The sequence below is a fragment of the Amycolatopsis magusensis genome, from assembly GCF_017875555.1.
Taxonomy (GTDB): domain Bacteria; phylum Actinomycetota; class Actinomycetes; order Mycobacteriales; family Pseudonocardiaceae; genus Amycolatopsis; species Amycolatopsis magusensis.
The window spans coordinates 2,638,514-2,662,865 of record NZ_JAGGMS010000001.1; the positions used below are offsets into that span (position 1 = coordinate 2,638,514).

Sequence of the window (24,352 nt, forward strand, 5' to 3'; positions counted from 1 at the left end):
CCGCACCGGTCAACAAGTACCCGGGAGGGCGTTCTAGAGTGCACGGGTGGCGAGAAAAGACGGCAGGAACGACGACCAGCTCCGCGAAGTCAAGATCACCCGCGGCTTCCAGCAGTGGCCGGCCGGATCGGTGCTGATCGAATTCGGCAAGACCAGAGTGCTCTGCGCGGCCAGCGTGAACGAGGGTGTGCCGAGGTGGCGGGCCGGTTCCGGGCTCGGCTGGATCACCGCTGAGTACGCGATGCTGCCCTCGGCCACCAACACCCGCAGCGACCGCGAATCGGTCAAGGGCCGGGTCGGCGGCCGCACGCACGAGATCAGCCGCCTGATCGGGCGGTCCCTGCGCGCCTGCATCGACCTCGCCGCGCTCGGCGAGAACACGATCATGATCGACTGCGACGTCATCCAGGCCGACGGCGGCACCCGGACCGCGGCGATCACCGGCGCCTACGTCGCCCTCGCCGACGCCATCACCTGGCTCGGCGCGGCGAACCGGCTGGCCGACCCGCAGCCGCTGGCCACCTCGGTGGCCGCGGTCAGCGTCGGCGTCGTCGACGGCCGCGTGCGGCTCGATCTGCCGTACGAGGAGGACTCGCGGGCCGAAGTGGACATGAACGTGGTGGCCACCGACGCCGGCACGCTGATCGAGGTCCAGGGCACCGGCGAGGGCGCCACCTTCCAGCGGTCCACTTTGGACACCATGCTGGACTTCGCGCTGGCCGGGTGCGCGCAGCTGGTGGAGAAGCAGAACGAGGCGCTGGCCCTGCCCTACCCCGGTGAGCTGCCGGAGCCGAAGCCGGACAAGAAGGCCAAGAAGTGACCAGGCTGCTGGTCGCCTCCCGCAACGCCAAGAAGCTCGGGGAACTGCGCCGGATCCTGGACGCGGAAGGGCTCGGCGGCATCGAGGTCGTCGGCCTCGGGGACGTGCCGGAGTTCCCCGAGGCGCCGGAAACCGGGGCCACCTTCGAGGAGAACGCGCTCGCCAAGGCCCGTGACGCGGCGGCGGCCACCGGCCTGCCCTCGGTCGCCGACGACTCGGGTCTGGCGGTCGACGCGCTCAACGGCATGCCGGGCGTGCTGTCGGCGCGCTGGTCCGGCGGGCACGGCGACGACCAGGCGAACCTGGACCTGGTGCTGGCGCAGCTCTCCGACACCCCGGACGAGCGCCGAGGCGCGGCTTTCGTCTGTGCCGCGGCCCTGGTGGTCCCGGATGGCGAGGAACTCGTGGTCCGCGGGGAGTGGCGAGGTGTGCTGCTGCGGGAAGAACGCGGCAGCAACGGCTTCGGCTACGACCCGATCTTCGTCCCGGAAGGCGAAACGCGGACTTCGGCGGAACTGGATCCGTCCGAAAAGGACGCTTTGTCCCACCGGGGCCGGGCCCTGCGTGCCCTGCTGCCGCAACTGCGTTCCCTGGTCAGATGATCCTGATCTTGGTGTTCGGGTTCAGCACGCTGAGGTCGGCACCGTCGTAGTTCTGCAGGATCAGGGTTTTCAGCGGTAGTTCACGCAACGGCGACAGGTCGGTCCGGCTGCTGGCCGGGCGGAGGGAAAGCACGACCAGTTCCGGGAAGGCAGCGGGCACCGCGGCCAGTTCCGGTTCCTGGTCGTGCAGCCCGAGGCTTTTCAGCCTGCTCAACGGGGTGGTCGCGGCGAGGCAGTCGCTGGAGTACCCGGTGAGCACGAGGTGCCGCAGCTCCGGCAGGTCGTGCAGGGCGTCCAGGTTCGGCAGCGTGCCGGTGTCGTCCAGGCCCAGCCAGGACAGGCGCGGGGTGTGGCGGAGGAAGTCCAGCTCACCCCACGCTTTGGTCTGGCTGAGCCCGAGTTCGACGAGGTCGGGCAGGTCGGCGAGGGTGGCCAGGCCGGTGAAGTGGTGTGCCCGGTACACGCGCAGCCGCCGCAGGCGCGGGTGGTCGCGAAGCCAGCGCAGGTCCATCGGCCGGTCCGGGTCGCCGAAGAACATCAGGTCGTCGAGCTTCGGCAGCTCGCCGAGGTCGCGGAAGTCCTCGGGCGGATCGGTGTAGAGCGAGAGTTGCCCGAGGTGCGCCAGCCTGGACACGTGGGGCAGGCACTTGAGCGAACGGACGACCAGCCAGCCCTTGCGCAAGGGGGCGTCGGCGAGCACTTCGTCCGCGTACCGCTCCGGCTCGAAGTACAGCCAGCCCTGCTGCAGTTCCTCCTGCACCCCGTCCCGCGGGTCGCGGGCGTATCCGGCGAGCAACGGGATGGCGGCATCGTCGCCGGTCAGGGCGGCGACTCGGACGGTGGCCGCCGCCTTCGCGTCGGAGAGTTCCGTGAGGTTCGTGGGCAGGTGCTTCAGCAGCCGGTGCCCGACCGTGGCCAGTGAGCTCGTTTCCCGCGAATCCCGTGGTGGCACCAGTTTCCGGAGTGCCTCGTCGACCCGGGTGTGGGTGGTGGGGTCGATGTCCTGCACGGTTTCCAGGCACGCGGCCGCCAGCAACCGCAGGCGCCGGGCGTGGCGGCGTTCTTCGGCGGCCCGGTCCAGCAGGCCGTCGACCAGTTCGCTCGCCTGGCGCGCGGTCGCGTGACCGCAGGCCATCACCACGGTTTCCCGCCAGGTGTCCAGGTGGGCGTGCGCCAGCAGCGTCGGGATGTGGTGCTGCTGCACGGCTTCGTCGGCGGCCAGGTACTCCTGGAACGTCCGGTGCACGAAATCCACCCGGCCGGGCACCGGCTCCCGCAGCACCCCGCTGCGTTCCAGCAGGTGCGTCAGCAGCGCCTCGGGATCCGCGGTGACGTTAGGCATCGCGGGCAGCTTGGCGGTCAGGTGCCGCAGGGCGTCGTCGCGGGCGAGTTCGACGCGGTTCGCCAGGGTCAGCCGCCAAGCCAGGTCACGCAGCAGGACCCGCTTCTCGGCATCCGCCAGCAGGGCACTGATGCCGCGTTCGGCGTCACGCAGGTGCAGCAACATCGCCAGCGCCTTGGCGTACAGGTCCATCCGGCTGGTCGGCAGGCTCGCGCGGTGCGCCAGGTTCAGCGCGCACAACATGGCGCACAGCAACGGGCTCGCGGCCAGCTCGCGCAGGTGCGGGCGTTCCAGCTGGGCGATCAGCCGCCGGTGCGCGGTCGCCACCTCGGCCCGCACGCCCGCGGATTCGGCGGCGTCGTGCCAGCGCTGGAGGAAGGCGCGGACGTTCGTCGGTCCCATCGGGGCGAGCACCACGGCGGTGAAGTCCTCTTCGGACAGCCACCCCTGGTCGGCCGCCGCCGGGCGGGCGGTGACCACCACCTTCACCTCGGGGTAGGCGTCGAGCAGTTGCCGCAGCCAGGCTTTCACCTCACGACGACGGGCCGCCGGGACCTCGTCCACGCCGTCGACCAGCAGGATCGCGCCGGTGTGCAGCACCCGGTGGACCCAGCCGGGCGGCATCAGCCCGCTGATCGCGCTCACGCCGTGTGCGACGAACTCCTCCGGCGCGGGCAGGTCGCCGCCCGCGAAGGTCCGCAACCGCACCACGAACGGCACCAGCCCGTTCCACCCGCGCAGCTCACCGCCGAACTCGCAGCGCGAGGCCGTCACCGCGAGCCAGTGCAGCAGCGTCGTCTTGCCCGAACCGGCTTCTCCCCGCAGAAGCGTGCGCCCGGTGCGGCCGACGGCCCATTCGACCGGCATCTCCCCGCGCCACGGTTCTTCCAGGTGGTGCCCCACCGGCGTGGACACCCGCAGGCTCAGGTACGCGACGGTCAGCGGCAACCGCGGTTGCTCGTCGGCGGGCAGGCCGAGCAGCTCCAGCCGGTCGAGCGACTTCGCCAGCGCCCGCAGGTAGGTCTGCCGGAACTCGGTGTCGTGGTCGGTGCCGCGTGGCGCGAGCAGGGTGGTGACCGGCGCCTTGGTGAGCAGGTCCTCCAGCCGGCTCAGCCGGGCGAGCACCTCGGCCAGCGCGGCGGGCTGGAACGCGGGCAGGTACCGCACGACCTGCACCAGGTGGCGGCACGACTGGTCGAGCGCGAACTCGTACAACGGCCAGGCCCGCTCGGCGAGCGCCACCTGCGCGGGCCGGTCCGCGAACTGCGCGCGCACGCGGCGGGCCAGTGCCTCCGGGTCCGCGTCGTCGGCCAGCAGCGCCTCGTCGGAGAGGTCGACCTGCCGGAGCACGTCGGTCACCGCCAGCACGGCGGCCTCGACCTCGTTGTCCGGCAACGCGGCGAACCGGCTTTCCAGCACCGGCGCCAGTTGCTCGGCGACCAGCGTTTCGACGCGGTCGACGAGGTTGTCCAGATTGCGGCGCTTGAGCGGCCCGCCCAGCTCCTGCTCGGCCAGCTCCGCCAGGCTCGCCGACCGCTCGAACCGGCCCTTGCGGCGCTGGAGCCAGAACCGGGCCGCGTACTGCGCGACCGAGCCGCCCAGCTTCAGCGCCGCGGCCTCCAGACCGGCCACGTCAGGCGGAGACGCCGAGGTCCCTGATCAGCTTCGCCACGTGCCCGGTGGCGCGCACGTTGTACAGCGCCTTGGCGATCTTGCCGTCGGGGTCGACCACGAAGGTGGACCGGATCACGCCCTGCACCACGCGGCCGTAGTTCTTCTTCTCGCCGAACGCGGCCCATTCGGTGAGCACGGTCTTGTCCGGGTCGGCCAGCAGCGGGAAGGTCAGCCCCTCGGCTTCGACGAACTTCGCCAGCTTCTCCGGCTTGTCCGGGGAGATGCCGAGCACCTGGTACCCGGCGCCGTTCAGCTCGCCGAGGTTGTCCCGGAAGTCGCACGCCTGCTTGGTGCAGCCCGGGGTGCCCGCGGCCGGGTAGAAGTAGACGATCACGTACTGCCCGCGGAAGTCCGACAGCGAGACCTCGGCGCCCGTGCTGTCGGTCAGGGTGAAGTCGGGGGCCGCGTCGCCGGGGGAAAGCCGCTGCTGCTCGCTCATGCCCGGCAGATTACCGGGTGCTCACGCCTGCCCGGTGTACAGCGCGGAAGCCACGCTCTCCGGCCCCGTCCGCACGGACATCTTCAGTTCCACCGGGTCGGCGGGCATGGCGAAGGCGAAGTTCAGCCGGACGTTGCGGCCCGGCTCGATGTCCTTCGCGGCGTCGACGATGCCGGTGAACCCCTGCGCGGAGTCGACCACCTGCTTGGCGGGCTCGCCGGAGACGGTGGCCGAGGCGGAGAAGCCCGAGAGGCGGTACGGCTGCTTGCCTTCGTTGAGCAGGTTCACCTCGAAGGCCACCGCCCGCGCGCACCGCGGATAGGCGGTCTCGCTGGGCTGGAAGGTCCTCGGGGTGGACACGAGCACGGTCACGCCGTCCGGGAAGCGGAACTCGCGGCCGAAGTCGACGCGGCTCTCGGCGGGCACCATGGCCTGCGCGGCCGGTTCGGTGGCCGGCAGGGTCATCGCGGTGTTCGCGTCCATCGGGGCGGCGCCGCAGCCCGCGGTCGCCAGCAGTACGCAAGCGAGCAGCAGGGGTCTCCGCGAGCGCACTGGCGCTTCTCCTCATCATCCGATGGTGTCGACGGGCCTCGATGGTCCGTTCGGCGTAGGTATTTCGGCCGACGCGCTCCACTCTCTACGTACCGTGCGGTACGTGCGAGCCAAGTGGGGTGGTTGACGCGGAGCTGACGTCGGGCCGTGGCCGATCCGTGACCGATCCCGTACGCCGGGTGACAGTCGTCACGCAAGTGTCAGTGTTCAGAAGAGGCGCCTCAGACCGCCAGCGCGAAGAACAGCACGAAGGTCGCCAGGCCGGCCAGCCAGGCCACCACCAGCCAGCCGAAGTCGCGCCACGGGTTCACCGGCCGGGTGTCCTCGCCGGGCACGTAGACGCCGCGGGCCTCGAACCAGTCGGCCCAGGCCCCGAGCCAGCGGAACGGGTTCTTCGCGGGCACCGATCACCTCCTGCTGGCCGCCACCTTAGCCCGCGGCGCCCACCTCGGCGTCGTAGCGCGCGCGTGCCTCGGAGATGGTCTCGCGGTGGCGCTCGGCCCACTGGGTCAACCCGCGCAACGACCCGTACAACTCCAGCGCCATCTCGGTGGAGGTGTACTCGACCTTGGGCGGCACGGTCGGGTAGACGGTCCGGACGAGCAGGCCGTCGCGTTCGAGGTTGCGCAGGGTCAGCGTCAGCATGCGGCGGCTGATGCCCTTGACCCTGCGTTCCAGCTCGGTGAAGCGGACCGGCCCGTTCGACGCCTCCAGCAGGATGCCGATGGCCCACTTGCCGCTCACCCGCTGCAGGGCTTCGAGCACCGTGCAGGCCTCGCCGGTGCTGACGTGCTCGGACACATCGGTGTTCCCCTGGGACATGGAAGTGCCTCCTTCCGCCGGGCCCCATGGTCACACATGATGATCGCTGTAACAAGAAGTGCCCTGGCGGTGGCCAGGGGAAACTCGGTGAATTCGCATTCTTGAGGGGATGGATCATGCCCGGAAACGGTGGCTCGAGGTGGCTCGCGCTGAGCGTGCTCAGCGCGGCGACGCTGATGGTGGTGCTCGACGGCTCGGTGGTCACCATCGCGCTGCCGTGGATCCAGCGCGACCTCGGCTTCTCCCAGGCGGGGCTGGCGTGGGTGGTCAACGCCTACCTGATCGCCTTCGCCGGTTCGCTGATGCTGGCCGGACGGCTCGGCGACCTGGCCGGCCGCCGCCGCGTGTTCCTGCTCGGCATGGTGGTGTTCACCGTGGCCTCGCTGCTGTGCGGGATCGCCGCCGACCGGACCGCGCTGGTGGCCTTCCGCTTCCTCCAGGGCGTGGGCGGCGCGATGGCGTCGGCGGTGGTGCTCGGCATGATCGTCACGCTGTTCCCGGAACCGCGTGAGCGGGCCAAGGCGATCGGGGTCTACAGCTTCGTGCAGGCGGGCGGGGCGTCGATCGGGCTGATCGCCGGCGGGGTGCTCACCCAGGGGCTCAGCTGGAACTGGGCGTTCCTCGTCAACCTGCCGATCGGCGTGGCCGCGATCGCGCTCACCTGGCGGCTGGTGGCCGCCGACCGGGGGCTCGGTGTGCGCGAGGGTGCCGACCTGGCCGGTGCCGCACTCGTCACCGGCGGGCTGATGCTGCTGGTATACACCATTGTCCAGGCCGAGGAGCACAGCTGGAGCAGCGCGCGAAGCCTTGGCCTACTGACGTTTTCCCTCGCGCTGCTGGCCGGTTTCGTGGTGCGGCAGGCGAAAGCGGCCAAACCGTTGCTGCCGCTGCGGCTGTTCCGCGCACGGGCGGTCAGCGGGGCGAACCTGGTGATGGTGCTGATGGTCGCCGGCCTGTTCGGCTTCCAGTTCATCACCGCGCTGTACCTGCAGCGGGTGCTGGAGCTGGACGCGCTGTGGACCGGGCTGGCCTTCCTGCCCGCGCCGGTGACCATCGCGGTGTTCTCCCTCGGGTTCGCCGCCCGGCTGGCCGAGCGGTTCGGCGCCCGGCACGTGCTCGTCGGCGGACTGGTGCTGGTGGCGATTTCCTTGGCCTGGCTGGCCAGGGTCCCCGAGCACGGACAGTACACAGTGGACGTACTACCGGTGCTGGTGCTGATGGGTGCCGGATTCGGCACGGCCATGCCGGCGTTGATGGGACAGGCGATGTCCGGGGCTACCGAGGGTGATTCGGGGATCGCGTCCGGACTGATCAACACCACGCAGCAGGTCGGCGCCGCCATGGGTACCGCCGTACTGGCGACAGCGGCGACCACGCACAGCGCCGGGCTGTTCGACGCCGGGGTACCGGAGAAAACCGCGCTGACAGCGGGTTTTCAGTTGTCGTACGGGTTGAGCGCGGGTTTCGTCGCGCTCGCGGCGGTGACCGCCGCCGTGTTCTTCCGCCGCTCGGCCGAACGGGTGCACGCGGCGCGGTGAAGCCGCGCGGAACCGGCGGTGGCACGCTAGGATCATTGCCGCGGTACGGGATTTCCGTGCCGCGGCAATGATAATGGGCGGCTCGCCGGCGAAACGCATGGGAGCACGACGATGGTCCTGTTCGGCCTCGACATCAGCCACCATCAGGGTGGCAATCCCAACCTGCACCAAGCGCGTGCGGAAGGCGTGGAATTCGTCATCTGCAAGGCGACCGAGAGCTCGGGTTTCGTCGACCAGCGCTTCCACGAGAATGTTTCGCGCGCCCAGAACGCGGGTCTGCTGGTCGCGGCCTACCACTACCAGCGCGCCGGGGTTTCGGCCGCGGCGCAGGTGGACAACGTGCGCCGCGTGGTGCCACCGGGCATGCCGGTGATCCCCGACGTGGAGGGCAACAGCGGCAGCGCCGGGCTGACCAGGGAGATCGTGAACCTGTTGCGGTCGGCCGGTTATCCCGTTCCGTTGACGTACCTCCCGCGCTGGTACTGGCAGCAGCTGGGCTCGCCGTCGCTGGCCGGGCTGCCGCCGCTGTGGTCCTCGCGCTACCCCGACAACGCGCAGGGCTCGATCGCCGACGAATACGCCGACGTGCCGGGGCACTACTGGGACGGTTACGGCGGGCTGGGCGTGGCGCTGCTGCAGTTCTCCAGCTCCGGCCGGGTGGCCGGGTACGCGCCGCTGGACCTCAACGCCTTCCGCGGCACCAGGCAGGAGTTCGCCGCCCTGCTCGGCGGGGGAGCACCGCCGGGAGCAGACCCGACCATCGAGGAGGAGAGCCACATGGAGCTGGGTCCGGGAATCACCGTGAGCAAAACGCTGGTCTGCCCCGCGACCCCCGCGGACCTGGTGATCAGCCTCGGTTTCGTCTCGTTCACCGTGCACCACCTCAAGTTCTTCGGGCCCACGCCGGAGACCGGCCACGCGGAACTCGCCTCCTACGGCGAGCAGCGCGTGGATCCCGCGCGGCCGTACGTGAAGCCGGTGCCGCAGGGCGCGATGACCGTCGAGGTCCTCTACAGCCTGGACCCCGCACCGGCGGGCACCCCGCAGCACACCGCGGTCGCGGCTTTCCGGGCGCGGTAGCCCCGGCTTTCGGGCCTGGTTTCCGGGCTTCGGGCCTGGCTGTCAGGCCGCCGCGCGCAGCAGGCGGAGCTGGCCGAGTTCGGCGGTGTTCTTCATCAGCTCCGCGTTGACCCACGCGATCATGTGCGCGACGGTCTTCTCCGGGTCGTCCGGCCACGGGAACGGTGCCGGCGCGTCGAGGTCGGCGTCGGTGAGGCGGGCGAGCGCGGCCGTCCACTCGTCGCGGAGCCCGCGCAGCCAGTCGATCGTCGGCTGACCGGGGCCGGGCCAGCTGATCTCCTCGCGCTCGCGCGGGGTGCGCCCGTTGACGTGGTCGAGGGTGACCGACCACCACCAGCCGAGGTGCCAGGTGACCCAGCCGAGCGTCGGCACCGGGATCGGCGACGGTTCGCCGTCCGACCAGTCCGGCACCCAGGTCTGCTCCGGGCCGGGCCGCATGGTCCAGTGGTGCCGGGCGGGTTCCCAGCCGAAGTCGGCGGGCTCGAGTTCGTCGAGGTGGAGTTCGAGCAGGGACCAGGTCAGCTCGAACTGCCAGCTGAGCAGTTCGGTACGTGAGGCAGGCACCGGCGGATGGTGGCACGCCGCCCTCCTGCCCGGAAAGTCGTTTTTCCGGGCGGACCCGCAAATGCACTAGCTCATGCACGTGCATCTGCGTGTGCAATGTCGGCTGATCTGTGGCATGATGGGTGCCTGGCCTCGTCGGCGGCCGGGTATTAGCGCCGACGGACTTCAAGTGGTGGCGCGTGCCGGAAAAATGGTGCGCTCTTTGTTGTGCGCATATTCGATTTCGCATTGTTTCGAATTGCTGCCCGTTGCTCCCCGTTAGTGGTCGAGAACCCGGGCACGCTGCGCACTTGGCGCGCACTCATCACTCGATCGAGTCATGATCGAATATTCCGGATGATCTTTCCCGAGGTTGTTGGCGAATTCCGCCCCGGTAGCTGCGCGCAATAAGGGATGTGTGTAAAAATGCGTCGGATCTTACGAGCGTAACTTACGGTGGTCGAATATTCGACGCCGCACCGAGGGCTTGGGGATCAGGAGGGGCGTGGCTCCCGTCGGTCGGGAGCCACGCCCGAGTCACACACCTGGTGAAACGATCTTTTGAGGAGTGCAACTTGACGATTGTAGATCCGGCGAGCCCGGTGGTGCCGGGCGAGGATCCCGTGGTGCCCCCTGTCCGCGCGGCCAGGCGTGGCCAGTCCCGCCACCGGCGGCCCCCGCGTTCGTGGCCCGAACTGGCGGCGGAGGTGCTCGGCGGCTGGGCCATCACCCTGCGCGTCGCCCTGCTGGCCGCCGTGGTCTTCGGTGGTGTCGGCGTGGTCTTCTTCGGCGCTTCCGCGGGCGCGGGCATTTCCGGCTCGGTGCTCGCGGCGGCGATCGTGCTCGCCTGCCTGCGGCGCCGGGAACCACCACCGCCCGGCCCGGCCGAGGTCACCGAGTGAAAACCGTGCGGCGCCGGGTCTTCCGGCTCGGCGCCGCTTGCCGAACCCCGATGGAGTGAATGATGCCGGAATCCGCCACCACAGCCGAGGTACGGGCTTGCGCATCGAATATTCGATACACATTCTGGACTCGAATGGATCTTCCGCACAGGCGAGCAGCGAGGGGGACTCATGCAGGCCTACGACCCTTATTCGATCGGCGACCGGTTCGCGCCCGGAGACTGGCAGCGCCCGGCCACCTGCGGTCCGAATGGCGCCAACTGCGTCGAAGTGAACCTGGCCGATCGCGAATCGATCGGCCTGCGCGACGGAAAGCTGCCGGGTTCACCGGTGCTGGTGTTCGACGCCCGCGAGTGGGAGGACTTCGTCGCCTCGGTGCGCGCGGGGCAGTTCGGCTGATCGCCTGCGACGGTTCGGGGAGGTCCTCGTGAGCCCGCCCGAATCGGTGCGCATGCGGCGCCGTCGTCTCGGCGCGCGGATCAAGACCGCCCGCCGGGCCGCGCGGGTCACCCAGGTGCAGGTGATGGGTGTGCTCGGGTGCAGCCAGTCGACCGTCACCAAGATCGAGAACGGCAGCACGACGATCTCCGCGGCGAACCTCGACCGGCTGATCGATTTCCTCGGCGTGGACGGGGAAACCGCGGACTGGATGCGGCAGCACAACACCGGCGCCCGCGCCCGGCCCGTCCGTCGAGCCGGGCCTGCGTGGTTCGGCGACTACCCGGAACTGGAGCAGCGCGCGTCGGACATCCGGTCCTGGACCGGGGAGCGCATTCCCGGGGTGCTGCAGTCGGAGCAGTACATGGTGGCGCAGTTCGAGGCCGCGGGCTGCCCGAACGTGGACGAACTGGTGGAGGCGCGCAAGGATCGGCAGCGCGTGTTCGACCGGGACGGTCGCCGTGAGTTCCTGCTCAGCGAGTCCGCGCTCGACCGGCTCCGCGGCTGGCCGGATCCGGCGATGGTGCTGGACGAGGTGCAGCACCTGCTCAAGTGCGGGGACATGCCGGAGGTGGGCGTCCGGATCCTGCGGTACAGCGCGACGCTGTACCCGGAACTGGACTTCACCATGCTGCGGCTGCCGGATGAGGAGGAGCTGGTCTACGTCGAGTACCCGAGTGGGAAGCAGTTGCTGAACCAGGAGAAACACCTGGAGCAGTACCGGAATTCGTGGGCGCAGCTGGACGAGCTCGCACTGTCGCGAGAGGACTCGGCGCGGTTCCTGATCGCTCTCCGGGAGCAGCTGGTCAGTCGCTGAGCCAGTCGCGCGGCGGGTCGACAGCAGCCCCGGGTTCAACCGGCCGAGTTCCACACTCACGCACCCGAACCACACACTCACGCACCCGAGTCCTGCGTTCGCGTAGCCGAAACCCACGTTCAGGCAGCCGAACCCCTCGCTCCGGCATCCGAGTCCCACGTCAGGCAGGCGAGTTCCCCGTTCGGGCAGCTCAGTCCTGCATCCGCGGGCGCGGTAGCCGCCCGCCGGACGTGAGGTTCGGCTGCCTGAACGTGGACTTCAGGCACCCGAGTGCGGGTTTCGGCTGCGCGAGTGTGGGACTCGGATGCCTGAACGTGAGACTCGGCTGCGCGAACGTGGGGTTCGGGTGCCTGAACGTGCTACTCGCGTGCGTGAGTGTGGGGTTCGGCTGCGCGAGCGTGGGGTTCGGGGTTAGGGGGTGTGGTGGGCTAGGGCGGCGGAGGTGGTGGTGTAGAGGGGGAAGACGCCGTCGAGGGCGGCGGCTTTCAGGGCTCGCAGGGCCGGGCGGGAAGGGTTGCAGACGCCGAAGGTGGCGCCGTGCGTACGTGCCTCGTGGTCCGCGGTCAGCAGGCAGCGCAGGCCCGAGCTGCCGAAGAACGTGGTGTTCCCCAGGTCCACCAGCAGGGCGCACGGCGACGGCGGTGCCCAGGCCTGGGCCAGCGCGCTGTCCAGCTGTGGCCCGGTGGTCACATCGACCTCACCGCACACCGAGATCAGGCGGACGGTGTCACCGAGCAGGCGACTGGCGACGGTCAACAGCGGCGGCGTGGCGTCCATGCTGGCTCTTTCCGTGGTGACGGGGTGGAGGCAGCACCCAACCGAGGCGAGACCTCCCGGGGTCGGCACGTGGTTTGAACCGTGGACCCACCGTAGAAGGCAGGCCGCGATTAGGCAAAGCTTTCAGTCACCGACCGCTCATATCATGATCACCGAACGTATCGAACGGCAGAGTCGCCGGACCACGGTCGGGGGTGAGCACGGCAGAACCGCATACCCCCCGTCAACGACTGCGAGGTCAACCGCATGCCGGACCACGGGAAAGCGGCCACGGGTAACCCACCCCGGTGGGCACGGGCAAAGCGCCCGGATCAGGCCGGATAGGCGTCGCGCCAGATCATGCGGACCGTGGTGCCGCGCTCGTTCGAGCGCATCAGCACCTCGTTCGACAGCTCGTGCATCATGCCGAGCCCGCGACCGCGGAACGAGCCGGACGTGGGCGGCGCCGTGCGCCATCGGCCCTGGTCGGCGATGGTGATCGTGCAGGTGCCCGCGTGGGCGTGCGCGTGCAGGTCGAGCGGACCTGGATCGCCCGCGTAGGCGTGGTCGACGACGTTGGCCATCGCTTCGTACGCGGCGAGCACGACGTCTTCGAGCAGGTCACCGGTCAGGCCGAGGCCGCGCAGCCAGCGGTTCAGCAACCCACGCAGCTGGGAGGCGTTCATCGGGGTGGCGTCTTCGCGGTGGCGGAATGCCTGAACCGACGGGCCCGTGGTGGGGAGCAGGGGCGGCAGCAGATCGACTTCGGCAGTGAGGAGTCCCAGGGTCGCCAGGTGACCGGCGACGTCCGTCGTTCTTCGCATTGGTGGGGACCCCCTGTTCATCGCACCGCGCGATTACCCCGGATGGGGGCACCCGAAACCTGGCTCAGCCCGTTTCGTCGGTGGCCGTGTGCGGGGCACCGACCGGTTTGGACTCCGGCGAGCCGCGCTGGCGCAGGTACACCGACAGCACGGCCATCGAGCCGAGCGCGAGGAACTCCGACTGCCAGTTCTGCAGCGAGCGGTTCCAGAACTCGGCCGAGCCGACGTAACCCAGCCAGTCGACCGGATCGCCGAAGGACAGCAGCTGGTCGGAGTTGTATGCGGCCAGGCCGGCCACCGACTGGATGCCCCAGGTCGCCAGGAACAGCAGGCCCATGACCAGGCCCAGCGAGCGCGAGAACACCGCCGTGCGCCAGCCGCCCGTCTTGGCCCACTTCGGCGAGCGGGCCCGGGCGTGCGCGCCGACGAGCTGATCGCGGTCGCTCTCCCGGCCGATCCGCGACGACGGCTTCGACTCCGGCGAACCGCGCTGGATCAAGTAGACGGTCGCGACCACGTAGAGCAGGAACTGCAGGTACTCGGACTGCCAGTTCTCGGCCACGTCCACCAGGAAGTCCGACGACGTCAGGTAGTCGCCGAAGCCGACCGGCGAACCACCGTCCTGGAGTTGGCGGTCGTTGAAGTCGGTGTGGCCGGCGAGGGCCTGCCCGGCCAGTGCCAGCAGGAAGAGCAGGCCGAAGCCAAGGCTCAGGCCGTTGTCCCGCAGGAACTTCCGCATCACGGGCCGCCCACGAGACAGGCGTAGGGCACGTCCGGCCCACGCGACTGGCAACCGCCGGCGGTGATGCGCCAGCCGTCCTCGTATTCGTGCAGGAACAGGGTTTCCGCACCGGCCTTGGCCTGCGCGTCGGCGCCCCAGATGGCGACCTCGCTCACCGTGCCGCCCGGCGCCCGCGCTTCGGTGAGCGCGTCGGGGCAGGCCTCCCGGCCGTGGCGGGTCAGGTCCTCCATGGCCCGGACCGCGAGCATGGTGCACGCCGTGGCCGGATCGGCGGTGAGGAATCGTTGCGCGGTGTCGCGGACGACGGAATCGGCCGCGGAGTCGCAGCCGCCGAGCAGGGCTGCCACGGCGGCCCCCGCGCCCAGTGCCTTGGCGACTCGCGAGTCCATGGGAGCAGAACGTACTCGCACGGGCGACCCACCGCCCGCTGACGCGTTTGCCCCCCGATCACCACGGGTATGCGCGCGGCATGGCGGAACGGGACGCGATCACTGATCCGTGGGGTGCTCGGACGCCGTACGGACCGGGCGACAGCTGGCCGGTGCGCGTCGACAGCCACCTGGCCGACGGGGTGCGCGCCGAGGACGTCGACCGCTGGGTGCCCTCGGCCGCGGTACTGCATTCCAATGGTGACGGGCTGGAGATCGCCGTCAAGGACGGGCGGATCGTCGGGGTGCGCGGCCAGGCGGACGACCGGGTCAACCACGGCAGGCTCGACCCGAAGGACCTCTACGGCTGGCAGGCCGGAGCATCGCCCGATCGGCTGACGACCCCGCTGGTGTGCGAAGGCGGTCGGCTGGTCGAGGCGACCTGGGACGAGGCCATGCGGCGCGTCGTGACGCGCAGCCGTGAACTGCTCGACGAGCAGGGGCCGAGCGCGCTCGGTTTCTACACCAGCGGCCAGTTGTTCGCCGAGGAGTACTACACGCTCGCGGCCATCGCGCACGGCGCGCTGGGCACGAACCACGTGGACGGCAACACCCGCCTGTGCACCGCGACGGCCGCTGCCGCGCTGAAGACGTCCTTCGGTTGCGACGGCCAGCCCGCGTCCTACACCGACGTCGACCACGCCGACGTGATCGCGTTGTTCGGCCACAACGTCGCGGAGACGCAAAGCGTGCTGTGGACACGGATGCTGGACCGGCTGGCAGGGCCGAAGCCGCCCGCGCTGGTGTGCGTGGACCCGCGCACCACGGCCGTCGCGCGGGCGGCCACCGTGCACCTGGCGCCGTTGCCCGGCACCAATGTCGCGCTGATGAACGGTCTGCTGCACGAGATCATCCGCAACGACCAGGTCGATCACGCCTACGTGGAAAAGCACACCGTCGGCTACGACGACCTCGTGCAGCAGGTCGCCGATGCCACCCCGGAGCGCGTCGCGGACATCTGCGGGGTGCCGCCGGAACAGATCCGGGAGGCGGCTCGTCTGCTCGGTGGCGCCGAACGCCTGCTTTCCACTGTGCTGCAAGGCTTCTACCAATCACACCAGGCGACCGCGGCGGCCGTGCAGGTGAACAACCTGAACCTGGTCCGCGGCATGCTCGGCAAGCCCGGCGCCGGGGTGTTGCAGATGAACGGGCAGCCGACCGCGGAGAACACCCGCGAATGCGGTGCCGACGGGGATCTGACCGGATTCCGGAACTGGGCCAACGACGACCACGTGGCCGAACTCGCGCGGCTGTGGAACCTGGATCCGATGCAGATCCCGCACTACGCGCCGCCGACGCACCTGATGCAGATGTTGCGATACGCGGAGAACGGCACCATCCGCTTCCTCTGGGTGAGTGCCACGAATCCGGCCGTCTCGTTGCCCGAACTCGCGCGTGTGCGATCGATCCTCGAGCAGGACCGCTTGTTTCTCGTCGTCCAGGACGCATTCCGCACGGAGACCACGGAATTCGCCGACGTGGTGTTCCCGGCGGCGATCTGGGGTGAGAAAATCGGGACCTTCACCAATGTCGACCGCACGGTCCACCTGTCGGAGAAAGCCGTCGAGCCACCTGGTGCGGCGAAGTCGGACCTCGACATCTTCCTCGATTACGCCCGTCGCATGGACTTCCGGGACCGTGACGGCGAGCCGTTCCCGGCCTGGCATGACGCGGAATCGGCCTTCGAGGCGTGGAAGAAGGCGAGCGCGGGCCGTCCGTGTGACTACAGTGGACTGACGTATGACAAACTGCGGGCCAAGAACGGTATCCAATGGCCGTGCACCGCGGAACAACCCGACGGCACCGAACGGCTCTATGTCGACGGCAAGTTCTTCGCCGATCCCGACTACTGTGAAAGCTACGGCCGTGACCTGATCACCGGCGCGCCGACGGAACCGGACGAATACCGTTCGATGAATCCGGATGGGAAAGCGATGATCCGCCCGGCCGAATACCTCAGCCCGCACGAAATGCCCGACGAGGAGCGCCCGTTCGCCCTGATCACCGGCCGCACGCTCTACCACTTCCACACCCGCACCAAAACCGCCCGCGCGCCGGAGTTGCAGCGTGCGGAACCCGAGGTGTGGGTGGAGATGTCCGAACGGGACGCCAAGGAGTGCGACCTCGAAGACGGCGACCTCGCGCGGATCACCACCGCACGGGGTGCTGTGCAAGCGAAAGTGCGCCTCCGGGAGATCCGTGACGGCGTGTTGTTCCTGCCGTTCCACTACGGCTACTGGGACACCGAAGCCACCTCGGAACGAGCCGCGAACGAGCTCACGCCGACCGACTGGGATCCCGCGTCGAAGCAGCCGATCTTCAAAACCGCCGCGGCGGCCATCGCGCGGGTCGAGGAGGACCGATGAGACTGGGTCTGGCCCTGCGCGAACTGCACCGCTCGGAAACTTCGCTCGCCGCGTTCCTCTACGAGGTCTCCGACCGCCACCGGGTCGAGCACGAGGTGCACCACGTCGCCCGCGATCTGGCGGGGTGGTCGCGAGCGCACGTGCGAGACCTCGCGGAAGCGGGCGAACGTTACGGACTTTCCTTGCGTGGCACGGCACCGGAGTCGTCCGGGCTGCTGGCGCCCGTGCGCCGGAAGGTCAGCGAACTGACCGGCCGGCGTGCGGAAACCGGGCTGCTGCTGCTCGCCGATCTGCGCCGCCTGCATCGGCGGACGGCCGGTGTCTCGCTCGACTGGGAACTGCTGGCGCAGGGCGCGCAGGCGATCAAGGACCACGAGTTGCTCGAGCTGGCGCAGCGGTGCCACCCGCAGACGTTGCGGCAGCTCAAGTGGTCCAACTCGATGTTGAAGACGCTTTCGCCGCAGGTGCTGGTCAGCGGCTGAGGATGTCGAACGCGTGGTGGCGGTGTTCGGCGAACGCGGCCAGTGCGGCTTCGGTGTCCTTGGCGCGCAACGATTCGGCCAGTGCCCGGTGCTCGGCCGGGATGTGGCTGAGGTAGTCCTGGGTGCTGCGGTTGATCCGGGTGAGCAGGAACAGGTGGACCTGGTTGCGGATGGCCGCCCAGGCCTCGCCGAGGCGCCGGTGGTGGGCTGCCGCGTAGACGGCGTCGTGGAAGGCCAGGTCGCCGCGGACCATCTCGTGCGCGTCGGCCGCGCGTTCCATGCGCACCACCGCCTGGTCGATCTGGTCCAGGTCGGCGTCGGTGGCGTGTTCGACGACGAGCCGGACGGCGAGGGTTTCCAGCGCTCCGCGCAGGCTGTCGAGCTCGGCGACGTCTTCGGGCGTGAGGTCGGTGACTGTCGCCCCGCGATGCCACTCGCTGCGAACCAACCCCTCGCGTTCGAGCCGGAGCAGGGCCTCGCGCACGGGCCCGCGGCTGACGTCCAGCGCGCCGGACAGCTCGACCTCGCGCAGCTGCGAGCCGGGGGCGTAGCTGCCGTTGAAGATCGCCTCGCGGATGCGGTCAGCGACCTCGTCGGCGAGACCGCGCCGGCGCGCGGGAGCCACGGTGGGCGGGATAGTCATGTCTGAATGTTAACATTGAGACATGACGATTTTCGATTCCCCCATCCCGCGCTTCCACCTGGCGATGCCGGTCGACGACCTGGCTGCCGCGCGCCGGTTCTACGGCGAGGTGCTCGGCCTGGAGCAGGGTCGCAGCTCGGACACCTGGGTCGACTGGAACCTGCACGGCCACCAGTTCGTCACGCACCTCGCGGGCGAGGGCACCCGGCGCATCCACAACCCGGTCGACGGGCACGACGTGCCGGTGCCGCACTTCGGCCTGGTGCTGACCGTCGAGGAGTTCGGCAAGCTGGCCGACCGCCTGCGCGCGGCGGGCACCGAGTTCGTGATCGAGCCGTATGTGCGGTTCAAGGGCGAGCCGGGCGAGCAGTGGACCATGTTCCTGCTGGACCCGGCGGGCAACGCGCTCGAGTTCAAGGCGTTCGCCGACGACAGCCAGGTGTTCGCCGTCTGAGGTCTGTCCACATGTTGTGGATATCCCTGTGGACAACCACTAGATGAAGGTCAGTCCTCCACCCGGTGTTCGGAGTCCCGTAAGACTTCCTTCGCCTGAGCTTCAGCGTCCTCGCTGCCCGCGGCCTGTTCCTCGGGCAGCAGGACCGACCGGGTGGCCGCTCGCTCCTCGATGGCGTTGCGCTCGTCGAACGCCTCGTCCTGCTGTTCGGGACCAGTCATGGCGTCGAGGTACCCGGGATCGCGATTCTCAATCCGGGCCAGGTGCCGCTTGCCGCGCGCGAGCTGACGCAGGCCGTGCGCGGCGAGCAGCGGTTTGAGCAGGAACGCCTCGCCAGGGCGGTAGTCGGCGCCGCGCACGAGCCGCGCGGCCAGGTCGGGGCGCTGGTGGTGCAGGTAGAGCCGGGCTTTCTGGGCGTGCAGCGGGTGCGACACGATCTTGACCTGGTCCACGCCGTCGATCAGGCGGGCGAGGTGGTGGATGTTCTGCCACGTGCTGTGCGACTGGTCTTCGAGCCGGACCTCGCCGGTGTACCCGCATTCGGCGACCGCGTACCGCGCCATCAATTCGGCCTCGGAGACCGGCCCGCCGCCTGCTCCCGAGCAGATCAAGACGGAGTCGAGTGCGGGGTCGATCGACCGTAGTGCCGCACGCACCCGCCACCGGTTCAGCGCGTTGGCCCGATCACCCCGTCGATTGCGGTAGCCGAGCACGACCACCGCCTCGGAACGCGCGGGCTTCGGCGGGTGCACCAGCGCGCGGGCCGCACGCCAGTGCACGACCTCGCCCCACCCGATCAACGCGGCGAAGCCCACCAGCACCATTCGTTTCATCGACCCGATAGTGGCAGAACCCGGCCGAGCGGGTCGGTGTTTCAGCGAGACAGGAGGGCGTCGGCGAGGAGACGCCATCGGGGCATGGCGGATTCGCCCGGCTGGGTGCCGATGACCTGGATGCCGACGTGGTCCGCGCCGGCGTCGAGGTGGTGCTGCAGTTTCGCGCTGATCGTGTCCAGGTCGCCCCAGAAGACGAGGTCGTCGACGAGGCGGTCGCTGCCGCGGCCGTGGTCCAGGTCGGCGTCGGTGTAGCCCAGGCGCCGGAACTTGGCGACGTTGTACTCCTGCGTCAGGTAGGGGTGCAGATGTTCGCGCGCGATCTCTCGCGCCTTGCCGGGGTCGGTCTCGAACAGCACTGCGTGTTCGACGCCGAGGAAGGCGTCGCCGAGCACCTCCCGCGCCTGGGCCGTGTGCTCCACCGTCACGTGGTAGGTGTGCGCGCCCGCGGCCCGGTCCCTGGCGAGTTCGAGCATCTTCGGCCCGTATGCCGCGAGGATCCGCCGGATCGGCACTTCCGGCTCGGGGTTGACGGTCGCCGCTGCGTCGAGGTCGTCCAGGTAGGCGCGCATCGCCCGCAGTGGCTTGGTTCCCGGACGCGCGCCACCGAAGCCCAGGCCCAGCACGTGCCGCCCGGGGTAGGCGTCGGCCAGCAGGTTCGCGCCGCTGTGCGTCCACCGCGGTTCGCGCGGCCGGATCTGCGCGATGCCGTTGACCACGGTGATGCGTTCGGTGCAGGACAACAGGAATCCGGCGTGCGTCAGTGCTTCGCGCCCGAAGAGCTCCGGCACCCAGAAGGCGGGCCAGCCGAGTTCTTCGAGTTCCTGGATGGACTCCCGCATCCGGCTCGCCGCCAGGTGCTCGAAGTCGAAGGTCCACACGCCGAAGCGCCCCAGCGCCAGTTCGCTCATGGATCGAAGTATCGCAGAAAGTCGATATGAGAGGTCAAGAGGCTGCGGCCTGGACGTGCCGGGCTAGAGCGAACGGCCGAGCGAGTCGACGAGCTGGGCGATGCGGTCCTCGTCGCGCCGGTAGTGCGTCCACTTGCCGACGCGGGTCGACTGCACGAGGCCGGCGCGGTGCAGTGAAGCCATGTACGCGGAGATCGTCGACTGCGCCAGCCCGGCCTTCGCCTGGATGTGGCTCACGCACACGCCGACCTCGTGCGGATCGGCGCTGCCCGGCTCGACCGGGAAGTGCCGCTCCGGTTCCCGCAGCCACTGCAGCACCTGCAGGCGCACCGGGTTGGCGAGCGCCTTGAACACGTCGAGGAGCTGCTCGGCGGGGAGATCGGGGTGTGCGGCCATGACCGGCCCGAGTATAGAACCGGTCAGCCGCCGAAGAAGCCGGCTTCGCCGTGGGCCTTGTGGTGCGGCCACCCGCGGGGGAACACCGGCGGCGAGGAACACGCGGCTTCCGTTGAGCGCCAACGCTCCCGCCAGCCGTGCAGCACGCGCCAGGCACCGCAGCGGCAGGCCTGGTGCCGGACCCGGTGGTGGCGGGTCACCGTTTCCCACGTGTGCTCCACCAGTCCAACGTCGGTCAGGGGTGTGGTGCGTGTCAACCCTTACCGGCGGCACCGGGTCCCCCGAACGGGTAGCGTGATCACTGTCAGCACCCGTCCGAGCGTGAGGTGAATGCCGTGTTGTGGACCATTCTCGGCTGGTTGGTGTTCGGCCTGATCGCCGGTTTCATCGCGCGGGCACTGGTGCCGGGCAAGGACGACATCGGCTGCCTGCCGACGATCCTGCTGGGTGTCGTCGGCTCCGTGGTCGGCGGTTTCCTGTACGGCTTGTTCACCGGGGGCTTCCGCGGCTTCGAGCCGGCGGGCTGGATCGGGTCGGTCGTCGGCGCGATCATCGTGCTCGTCATCTTCAACAAGGTGACCGGCCGCAAACGCCGCTCCCGCCGTTAGACCTCCGTCGCGAGCCCGTCCAGCAGCCAGTCGAGGATCTTCTCGAAGGTCTGCGGTGGCGTGGCTTCGTGCTCGGGATCGTTGAACCACTTGAGGAAGTGCGGGAACCGGCCCTCGGCGGCGACCCGGTCGAGGTACGGCTGCGCCGCCTCGGCCAGGTCCTCGTCGGTGGCGCCGCCGATGCCCGCCCGCATCGTGCGTTCCTCCAGTAGCGCCAGCCCGGAACCCAGCACGTGCCCGAGCACGGTGCTGATGAACCCCATCCTGGTGGCCGCGGGGAGGTCGAGCGCGTCCAGTTCGGCCAGCGCGGCGTCGTAGAGCGCCATCGCGTTCGGGCCCAGCGGCGGGCGGCTGAACGCGAGCCGCGCGAACCACGGGTGCGCCTGCACCACTTCCCAGCCGGAGAGACCGAGCGCGCGCAGCGCGGGCCGCCAGCCTTCGCCGCCGGTCACGGTGATCAGGCCGTACGCGTGATCGGCCATCAGATCGGCCAGTCCGTCCTTGCTGCCGACGTAGCGGTAGAGCGCCATCGGGCTGCGCACACCCAGTTCCCGCGCGAGCGTGCGCATGGTGATCTCGCCGTTCGCCTGCGCGTCCGCGAGGTCGACGGCGGCGGCCACGATGCGCTCGCGGCTGAGGGGTTCCGTGGTGCGCGGGGGCGCGGGTTCGTCGAACCACACCAGTTTCTCGTTCATGGTGGACGTCAGGCTAGCAGTCGGTGTACAACGTACATCATGAGTGGACAACGTACACCCGTACTGATCGCCGGTGGTGGCCTCGTCGGCCTGACCGCCGCGCTGGTGTTGAGGCACCACGACGTCGACGTGACCCTGCTCGAACGCCGGTCGACCACGTCACCGCAGCCGAAAGCACGTCGCTTCCACGTCCGCAGCATGGAGGTCTTCCGCGAACTGGGGCTCGCCGGACTGGTGCACGAGGCCGCCAAGGACCTCGCCGGGCACGACCACATGGCCACCGGGCGCACGCTCGCCGAGGCCGAGCAGTTGCCGCTGTGGCAGCCGTCCGGGGACGGCCCGGAGGTGGAGGTGAGCCCGGAACCGCCCTGCCTGATCGCCCAGGACGTGCTCGAACCGGTGCTGCGCAAGGCCGCCGTCGAGGCCGGGGCGCGGGTGCGGTTCGACACCGAGATGCTCGGGTTCGACGAGGACGCCGACGGGGTGACCGCCAAGCTCCACGGCGAGGAGATCCGCGCGCGGTACCTGATCGCGGCCGACGGGGCACGCAGCGGAATCCGTGAAGCGCTGGGCATCACGCGCTCAGGTCGGGGCGCGGTCGGCGAACCCAGCGTGAACGTCTACTTCCACGCGGATCTCGCCGATGTGGTGCGGGGGCGCGAGTTCAACCTGTGCCGGCTCACCCACCCCGACGCCGGTGGCGCGCTCGCGTCGGTCGACGGGCGGCGCCGCTGGGTGTTCATGGCGGCCGGTGGGGAGACCGACCGGGACTGGCCCGCCGTCCTGCGCACCGCGCTCGGTGTGCCGGTGCCGGACCTCGAGATCCTCAGCGTGCTGGGCTGGCAGGCGGAAATGCTGGTGGCCGACCGGTATTCGGCCGGGCGCGTGCACCTGGTGGGCGACGCCGCGCACGTCATGCCGCCGTTCGCGGCCAGCGGTGCCAACACCGGGATCGCCGACGTGCACAACCTCGGCTGGAAACTCGCCGCCGTGCTGCGCGGGGAGGCGGCGCCGGGACTGCTCGACAGCTACGACGCCGAGCGGCGGCCCGCGGGCTGGTTCGTCGCCGACGAGTCCACCCGGCGGGCAGACACCTTCCTCACCGGTGAGGAGGACCCGACGCTGGCGCACCCGTACGTGCTGGCGGCGGGCGGATTCCAGTACCGGGCGGGCGCGCTGGTGCCCGACGGCTCCACGGAACCGACCATCGACTTCGCCCCGGCCGGGCGCGTCGGCACCCGCATCCCGCACCGCTGGCTCGACGACGCGCGCACCCGCTCGACCCTCGACCTCGCCGGTCCGGAGTGGACGGTCACCGAATTCGACGGCGACCGGCTCCTGCTGCGCCCGGACCATGTGGTCGCCTGGCGTGGTTCTTCGGCACAGGGAGCCGAGGCGGTGCGGGCCCGGTTGCTCGCGGGGGTGTCGTCGTAAAACCGCCAGACGGCGGGCGGGCGTTCTGCTGGACTTCCGGGCATGACCACCGGTAAAGCCGCACTCTTCCGCGCACTGCACACCGGCGATCCGTTGCTGCTGGCCAATTCCTGGGACGTGGCCAGCGCGAGGATCGCCGAAGCCGCCGGGGCGCGGGCGATCGCCACGACCAGCGCGGGCGTGGCGTGGAGCCTCGGCGCGCCCGACGGTGACCGGCTCGATCGCGACAGCGCGCTGGCGTTGATCGCCCGCATTGCCGCCGCGGTCGAGGTCCCGGTCACCGCCGACCTGGAAAGCGGGTACGCCGGCACCCCGGACGGCGTGACCGAAACCGTGTCGCGCGCGCTCGAAGCCGGTGCCGTCGGCATCAACCTCGAGGACGGCACCCGGCCGGTCGACGACCAGTGCGCGCGGATCGCCGCCGCTCGTAAGGCGGGCGACGAGTTCTTCCTCAACGCCCGGATCGACACCTTCCTCACCGGCGGCGACCTCGAGTCCACTTTGGAGCGGGCGGCCGCGTACCTGGCCGCCGGCGCCGACGGCGTCTTCGTGCCGGGCGTCGTGGCCCCGGAAACGGTGTCCGCGCTGGTCAACGGCGTGGCCGCGCCGGTGAACGTGATGGTGGGCCCCGGCGCGCCGCCGGTCGCGGAGCTCGCCGCGCTGGGCGTCGCCCGGATCAGCCTCGGCGCGGCGATCAGCCAGGCGGCCTACGCGGTGGTCCACCGGAGCACCCGCGAACTGCTCACCGGCGGCACGTACACCGCGCTCGCCGGGTCCTTCGACTACGGCGAACTGAACCGGCTGCTCAGCTGAGGACCGGCGTGGTCTGCGCGAAGGCGATCTTCCAGTCGTCGCCTTCGCGCACCACCACGTAGGTCAGGCTGCCCCGGGCCGGCAGGCCGCCGGACTCCTCGCGCTCGTCGAAGATCCGCTTGACGCAGCTGACGAGTGCGACATCCGGTGTGGTGAAACCAATGTCGACGATCTCGGTCTTGGTCAGGACCTTCGCCAGCGGGGTGGCGAGCGCGTGCGCCATCGCCTCCCGGATCGCGTCGCGGCCGAGCACGCGGCGACCGGCGATGTTGACGATCAGCGCGTCGGCGGTGTGCAGGTCGACGAACTCTTCCAGGTCGTTCTGGTGCTTCTCGGCGTTCGCGATGGTCTGGCGGATCGCCTCGGTGTCCGGCATGGCAGCTCCTTGCGGCTCTATC

30 protein-coding genes are annotated in these 24,352 nt (G+C 70.0%); 13 read left to right on the forward strand and 17 right to left on the reverse strand.

All coding sequences use genetic code 11. The annotated features are described in order from the left end of the window. Positions 1-46: 46 nt before the first annotated feature. Both rph and rdgB read left to right on the forward strand, forming a co-directional pair. A complete protein-coding gene (gene rph, locus JOM49_RS12280) occupies positions 47-820 on the forward strand; it encodes a ribonuclease PH (RefSeq protein ID WP_209664421.1) in 774 nt (257 codons plus the stop codon). Beyond that, positions 817-1,422, forward strand: coding sequence for an RdgB/HAM1 family non-canonical purine NTP pyrophosphatase (rdgB, locus tag JOM49_RS12285; protein WP_209664422.1), 606 nt, complete (start codon positions 817-819; stop codon positions 1,420-1,422). Before rph ends, rdgB begins: the two co-directional genes overlap by 4 nt. Here rdgB and JOM49_RS12290 read toward each other — a convergent pair. From JOM49_RS12290 to JOM49_RS12310, 5 genes are all read right to left on the reverse strand, one after another. Further along, complete coding sequence (locus tag JOM49_RS12290; protein WP_209664423.1) at positions 1,415-4,396, reverse strand: NACHT domain-containing protein; 2,982 nt, start codon at positions 4,394-4,396, stop codon at positions 1,415-1,417. The genes rdgB and JOM49_RS12290 overlap by 8 nt on opposite strands. Before the next feature lies 1 nt (position 4,397). Next, the gene (bcp, locus tag JOM49_RS12295; protein WP_209664424.1) at positions 4,398-4,877 is read right to left on the reverse strand and encodes a thioredoxin-dependent thiol peroxidase; all 480 of its coding nucleotides are present in this window, start codon (positions 4,875-4,877) and stop codon (positions 4,398-4,400) included. 21 nt (positions 4,878-4,898) lie between these two features. Next, positions 4,899-5,429 carry a hypothetical protein gene (locus JOM49_RS12300; protein ID WP_209664425.1) on the reverse strand — a complete coding sequence of 177 codons (531 nt, stop codon included), beginning with the start codon at positions 5,427-5,429 and terminating at the stop codon, positions 4,899-4,901. A 221-nt stretch (positions 5,430-5,650) separates the two neighbouring features. Continuing rightward, on the reverse strand, positions 5,651-5,833 hold the full coding sequence (locus JOM49_RS12305) for a hypothetical protein (protein ID WP_209664426.1): 183 nt from the start codon (positions 5,831-5,833) through the stop codon (positions 5,651-5,653). A gap of 25 nt (positions 5,834-5,858) precedes the next feature. Continuing rightward, the gene (locus JOM49_RS12310) at positions 5,859-6,251 is read right to left on the reverse strand and encodes a winged helix-turn-helix transcriptional regulator (RefSeq protein WP_209664427.1); all 393 of its coding nucleotides are present in this window, start codon (positions 6,249-6,251) and stop codon (positions 5,859-5,861) included. A 116-nt stretch (positions 6,252-6,367) separates the two neighbouring features. Between JOM49_RS12310 and JOM49_RS12315 the strand changes: the two genes are divergently transcribed. Then, complete coding sequence (locus tag JOM49_RS12315; protein WP_209664428.1) at positions 6,368-7,789, forward strand: DHA2 family efflux MFS transporter permease subunit; 1,422 nt, start codon at positions 6,368-6,370, stop codon at positions 7,787-7,789. 111 nt (positions 7,790-7,900) lie between these two features. After that, positions 7,901-8,869, forward strand: coding sequence for a glycoside hydrolase family 25 protein (locus JOM49_RS12320; protein ID WP_209664429.1), 969 nt, complete (start codon positions 7,901-7,903; stop codon positions 8,867-8,869). A gap of 42 nt (positions 8,870-8,911) precedes the next feature. Here JOM49_RS12320 and JOM49_RS12325 read toward each other — a convergent pair whose 3' ends face one another. Further along, on the reverse strand, positions 8,912-9,433 hold the full coding sequence (locus JOM49_RS12325; RefSeq protein ID WP_209664430.1) for a DinB family protein: 522 nt from the start codon (positions 9,431-9,433) through the stop codon (positions 8,912-8,914). Between the two features lie 554 nt (positions 9,434-9,987). Here JOM49_RS12325 and JOM49_RS12330 point away from each other — a divergent pair. From JOM49_RS12330 to JOM49_RS12340, 3 genes are all read left to right on the forward strand, one after another. Then, entirely contained in the window at positions 9,988-10,314 is a 327-nt protein-coding gene (locus JOM49_RS12330; RefSeq protein ID WP_209664431.1) for a hypothetical protein, read from the forward strand. A 171-nt stretch (positions 10,315-10,485) separates the two neighbouring features. Next, on the forward strand, positions 10,486-10,713 hold the full coding sequence (locus JOM49_RS12335; RefSeq protein ID WP_209664432.1) for a DUF397 domain-containing protein: 228 nt from the start codon (positions 10,486-10,488) through the stop codon (positions 10,711-10,713). Between the two features lie 28 nt (positions 10,714-10,741). After that, the gene (locus tag JOM49_RS12340) at positions 10,742-11,569 is read left to right on the forward strand and encodes a helix-turn-helix domain-containing protein (protein WP_209664433.1); all 828 of its coding nucleotides are present in this window, start codon (positions 10,742-10,744) and stop codon (positions 11,567-11,569) included. Positions 11,570-11,980: 411 nt separating this feature from the next. Here JOM49_RS12340 and JOM49_RS12345 read toward each other — a convergent pair whose 3' ends face one another. The 4 genes from JOM49_RS12345 to JOM49_RS12360 form a co-directional block, all read right to left on the reverse strand. Further along, positions 11,981-12,346 carry an STAS domain-containing protein gene (locus JOM49_RS12345; protein ID WP_209664434.1) on the reverse strand — a complete coding sequence of 122 codons (366 nt, stop codon included), beginning with the start codon at positions 12,344-12,346 and terminating at the stop codon, positions 11,981-11,983. A 311-nt stretch (positions 12,347-12,657) separates the two neighbouring features. After that, entirely contained in the window at positions 12,658-13,149 is a 492-nt protein-coding gene (locus JOM49_RS12350) for an ATP-binding protein (protein WP_209664435.1), read from the reverse strand. 64 nt (positions 13,150-13,213) lie between these two features. Beyond that, the gene (locus tag JOM49_RS12355; protein ID WP_209664436.1) at positions 13,214-13,888 is read right to left on the reverse strand and encodes a DUF6766 family protein; all 675 of its coding nucleotides are present in this window, start codon (positions 13,886-13,888) and stop codon (positions 13,214-13,216) included. Further along, the gene (locus JOM49_RS12360) at positions 13,888-14,280 is read right to left on the reverse strand and encodes a hypothetical protein (RefSeq protein WP_209664437.1); all 393 of its coding nucleotides are present in this window, start codon (positions 14,278-14,280) and stop codon (positions 13,888-13,890) included. Before JOM49_RS12360 ends, JOM49_RS12355 begins: the two co-directional genes overlap by 1 nt. Before the next feature lie 80 nt (positions 14,281-14,360). On the opposite strand from JOM49_RS12360, the gene JOM49_RS12365 reads away from it, so the two are divergent. Both JOM49_RS12365 and JOM49_RS12370 read left to right on the forward strand, forming a co-directional pair. Next, positions 14,361-16,685: a molybdopterin oxidoreductase family protein gene (locus JOM49_RS12365; protein ID WP_209664438.1), complete on the forward strand. Its 2,325-nt coding sequence runs from the start codon at positions 14,361-14,363 to the stop codon at positions 16,683-16,685. Beyond that, positions 16,682-17,167 (forward strand): hypothetical protein, encoded by a 486-nt coding sequence (locus JOM49_RS12370; protein ID WP_209664439.1) that lies wholly within the window; start codon positions 16,682-16,684, stop codon positions 17,165-17,167. Before JOM49_RS12365 ends, JOM49_RS12370 begins: the two co-directional genes overlap by 4 nt. Here the strand turns inward: JOM49_RS12370 and JOM49_RS12375 are convergent. Further along, positions 17,157-17,810 carry a GntR family transcriptional regulator gene (locus tag JOM49_RS12375; protein WP_209664440.1) on the reverse strand — a complete coding sequence of 218 codons (654 nt, stop codon included), beginning with the start codon at positions 17,808-17,810 and terminating at the stop codon, positions 17,157-17,159. The two genes, JOM49_RS12370 and JOM49_RS12375, sit on opposite strands and share 11 nt — an antisense overlap. A 22-nt stretch (positions 17,811-17,832) precedes the next feature. On the opposite strand from JOM49_RS12375, the gene JOM49_RS12380 reads away from it, so the two are divergent. Next, a complete protein-coding gene (locus JOM49_RS12380; protein WP_209664441.1) occupies positions 17,833-18,264 on the forward strand; it encodes a VOC family protein in 432 nt (143 codons plus the stop codon). 50 nt (positions 18,265-18,314) lie between these two features. Here the strand turns inward: JOM49_RS12380 and JOM49_RS12385 are convergent, their stop codons facing one another. From JOM49_RS12385 to JOM49_RS12400, 4 genes are all read right to left on the reverse strand, one after another. Beyond that, on the reverse strand, positions 18,315-19,097 hold the full coding sequence (locus JOM49_RS12385; protein WP_245369306.1) for a YdcF family protein: 783 nt from the start codon (positions 19,095-19,097) through the stop codon (positions 18,315-18,317). A 41-nt stretch (positions 19,098-19,138) separates the two neighbouring features. After that, on the reverse strand, positions 19,139-20,008 hold the full coding sequence (locus tag JOM49_RS12390; protein WP_209664442.1) for a TIGR03620 family F420-dependent LLM class oxidoreductase: 870 nt from the start codon (positions 20,006-20,008) through the stop codon (positions 19,139-19,141). A gap of 63 nt (positions 20,009-20,071) precedes the next feature. Further along, a complete protein-coding gene (locus JOM49_RS12395) occupies positions 20,072-20,404 on the reverse strand; it encodes an ArsR/SmtB family transcription factor (RefSeq protein ID WP_209664443.1) in 333 nt (110 codons plus the stop codon). A gap of 23 nt (positions 20,405-20,427) precedes the next feature. Continuing rightward, on the reverse strand, positions 20,428-20,625 hold the full coding sequence (locus tag JOM49_RS12400; RefSeq protein WP_209664444.1) for a hypothetical protein: 198 nt from the start codon (positions 20,623-20,625) through the stop codon (positions 20,428-20,430). A 114-nt stretch (positions 20,626-20,739) separates the two neighbouring features. Between JOM49_RS12400 and JOM49_RS12405 the strand changes: the two genes are divergently transcribed. Further along, positions 20,740-21,012 carry a GlsB/YeaQ/YmgE family stress response membrane protein gene (locus tag JOM49_RS12405; protein WP_209664445.1) on the forward strand — a complete coding sequence of 91 codons (273 nt, stop codon included), beginning with the start codon at positions 20,740-20,742 and terminating at the stop codon, positions 21,010-21,012. Here JOM49_RS12405 and JOM49_RS12410 read toward each other — a convergent pair. Beyond that, the gene (locus JOM49_RS12410; protein WP_245369307.1) at positions 21,009-21,707 is read right to left on the reverse strand and encodes a TetR/AcrR family transcriptional regulator C-terminal domain-containing protein; all 699 of its coding nucleotides are present in this window, start codon (positions 21,705-21,707) and stop codon (positions 21,009-21,011) included. The genes JOM49_RS12405 and JOM49_RS12410 overlap by 4 nt on opposite strands. Positions 21,708-21,746: 39 nt before the next feature. On the opposite strand from JOM49_RS12410, the gene JOM49_RS12415 reads away from it, so the two are divergent. After that, entirely contained in the window at positions 21,747-23,141 is a 1,395-nt protein-coding gene (locus JOM49_RS12415) for an FAD-dependent monooxygenase (RefSeq protein ID WP_209664446.1), read from the forward strand. Positions 23,142-23,183: 42 nt separating this feature from the next. Beyond that, positions 23,184-23,954 (forward strand): isocitrate lyase/PEP mutase family protein, encoded by a 771-nt coding sequence (locus JOM49_RS12420; protein WP_209664447.1) that lies wholly within the window; start codon positions 23,184-23,186, stop codon positions 23,952-23,954. Here the strand turns inward: JOM49_RS12420 and JOM49_RS12425 are convergent. Further along, positions 23,947-24,330, reverse strand: coding sequence for a YybH family protein (locus JOM49_RS12425; RefSeq protein ID WP_209664448.1), 384 nt, complete (start codon positions 24,328-24,330; stop codon positions 23,947-23,949). The genes JOM49_RS12420 and JOM49_RS12425 overlap by 8 nt on opposite strands. Between the last annotated feature and the right edge of the window lie 22 nt (positions 24,331-24,352).

What these genes read in the sequence shown, in the direction of transcription:
- JOM49_RS12345 (WP_209664434.1), bottom strand. Translation starts at nt 12,346, where the DNA reads ATGGACGCCACGCCGCCGCTGTTGACCGTCGCCAGTCGCCTGCTCGGT.
- JOM49_RS12355 (WP_209664436.1), bottom strand. Translation starts at nt 13,888, where the DNA reads ATGCGGAAGTTCCTGCGGGACAACGGCCTGAGCCTTGGCTTCGGCCTG.
- JOM49_RS12385 (WP_245369306.1), bottom strand. Translation starts at nt 19,097, where the DNA reads ATGAAACGAATGGTGCTGGTGGGCTTCGCCGCGTTGATCGGGTGGGGC.
- bcp (WP_209664424.1), bottom strand. Translation starts at nt 4,877, where the DNA reads ATGAGCGAGCAGCAGCGGCTTTCCCCCGGCGACGCGGCCCCCGACTTC.
- JOM49_RS12420 (WP_209664447.1), top strand. Translation starts at nt 23,184, where the DNA reads ATGACCACCGGTAAAGCCGCACTCTTCCGCGCACTGCACACCGGCGAT.
- JOM49_RS12370 (WP_209664439.1), top strand. Translation starts at nt 16,682, where the DNA reads ATGAGACTGGGTCTGGCCCTGCGCGAACTGCACCGCTCGGAAACTTCG.
- JOM49_RS12380 (WP_209664441.1), top strand. Translation starts at nt 17,833, where the DNA reads ATGACGATTTTCGATTCCCCCATCCCGCGCTTCCACCTGGCGATGCCG.
- JOM49_RS12415 (WP_209664446.1), top strand. Translation starts at nt 21,747, where the DNA reads ATGAGTGGACAACGTACACCCGTACTGATCGCCGGTGGTGGCCTCGTC.
- JOM49_RS12375 (WP_209664440.1), bottom strand. Translation starts at nt 17,810, where the DNA reads ATGACTATCCCGCCCACCGTGGCTCCCGCGCGCCGGCGCGGTCTCGCC.
- JOM49_RS12365 (WP_209664438.1), top strand. Translation starts at nt 14,361, where the DNA reads ATGGCGGAACGGGACGCGATCACTGATCCGTGGGGTGCTCGGACGCCG.
- JOM49_RS12425 (WP_209664448.1), bottom strand. Translation starts at nt 24,330, where the DNA reads ATGCCGGACACCGAGGCGATCCGCCAGACCATCGCGAACGCCGAGAAG.
- JOM49_RS12360 (WP_209664437.1), bottom strand. Translation starts at nt 14,280, where the DNA reads ATGGACTCGCGAGTCGCCAAGGCACTGGGCGCGGGGGCCGCCGTGGCA.
- JOM49_RS12335 (WP_209664432.1), top strand. Translation starts at nt 10,486, where the DNA reads ATGCAGGCCTACGACCCTTATTCGATCGGCGACCGGTTCGCGCCCGGA.
- JOM49_RS12310 (WP_209664427.1), bottom strand. Translation starts at nt 6,251, where the DNA reads ATGTCCCAGGGGAACACCGATGTGTCCGAGCACGTCAGCACCGGCGAG.
- JOM49_RS12320 (WP_209664429.1), top strand. Translation starts at nt 7,901, where the DNA reads ATGGTCCTGTTCGGCCTCGACATCAGCCACCATCAGGGTGGCAATCCC.
- JOM49_RS12395 (WP_209664443.1), bottom strand. Translation starts at nt 20,404, where the DNA reads ATGGCCGCACACCCCGATCTCCCCGCCGAGCAGCTCCTCGACGTGTTC.
- JOM49_RS12410 (WP_245369307.1), bottom strand. Translation starts at nt 21,707, where the DNA reads ATGAACGAGAAACTGGTGTGGTTCGACGAACCCGCGCCCCCGCGCACC.
- JOM49_RS12315 (WP_209664428.1), top strand. Translation starts at nt 6,368, where the DNA reads ATGCCCGGAAACGGTGGCTCGAGGTGGCTCGCGCTGAGCGTGCTCAGC.
- JOM49_RS12350 (WP_209664435.1), bottom strand. Translation starts at nt 13,149, where the DNA reads ATGCGAAGAACGACGGACGTCGCCGGTCACCTGGCGACCCTGGGACTC.
- JOM49_RS12390 (WP_209664442.1), bottom strand. Translation starts at nt 20,008, where the DNA reads ATGAGCGAACTGGCGCTGGGGCGCTTCGGCGTGTGGACCTTCGACTTC.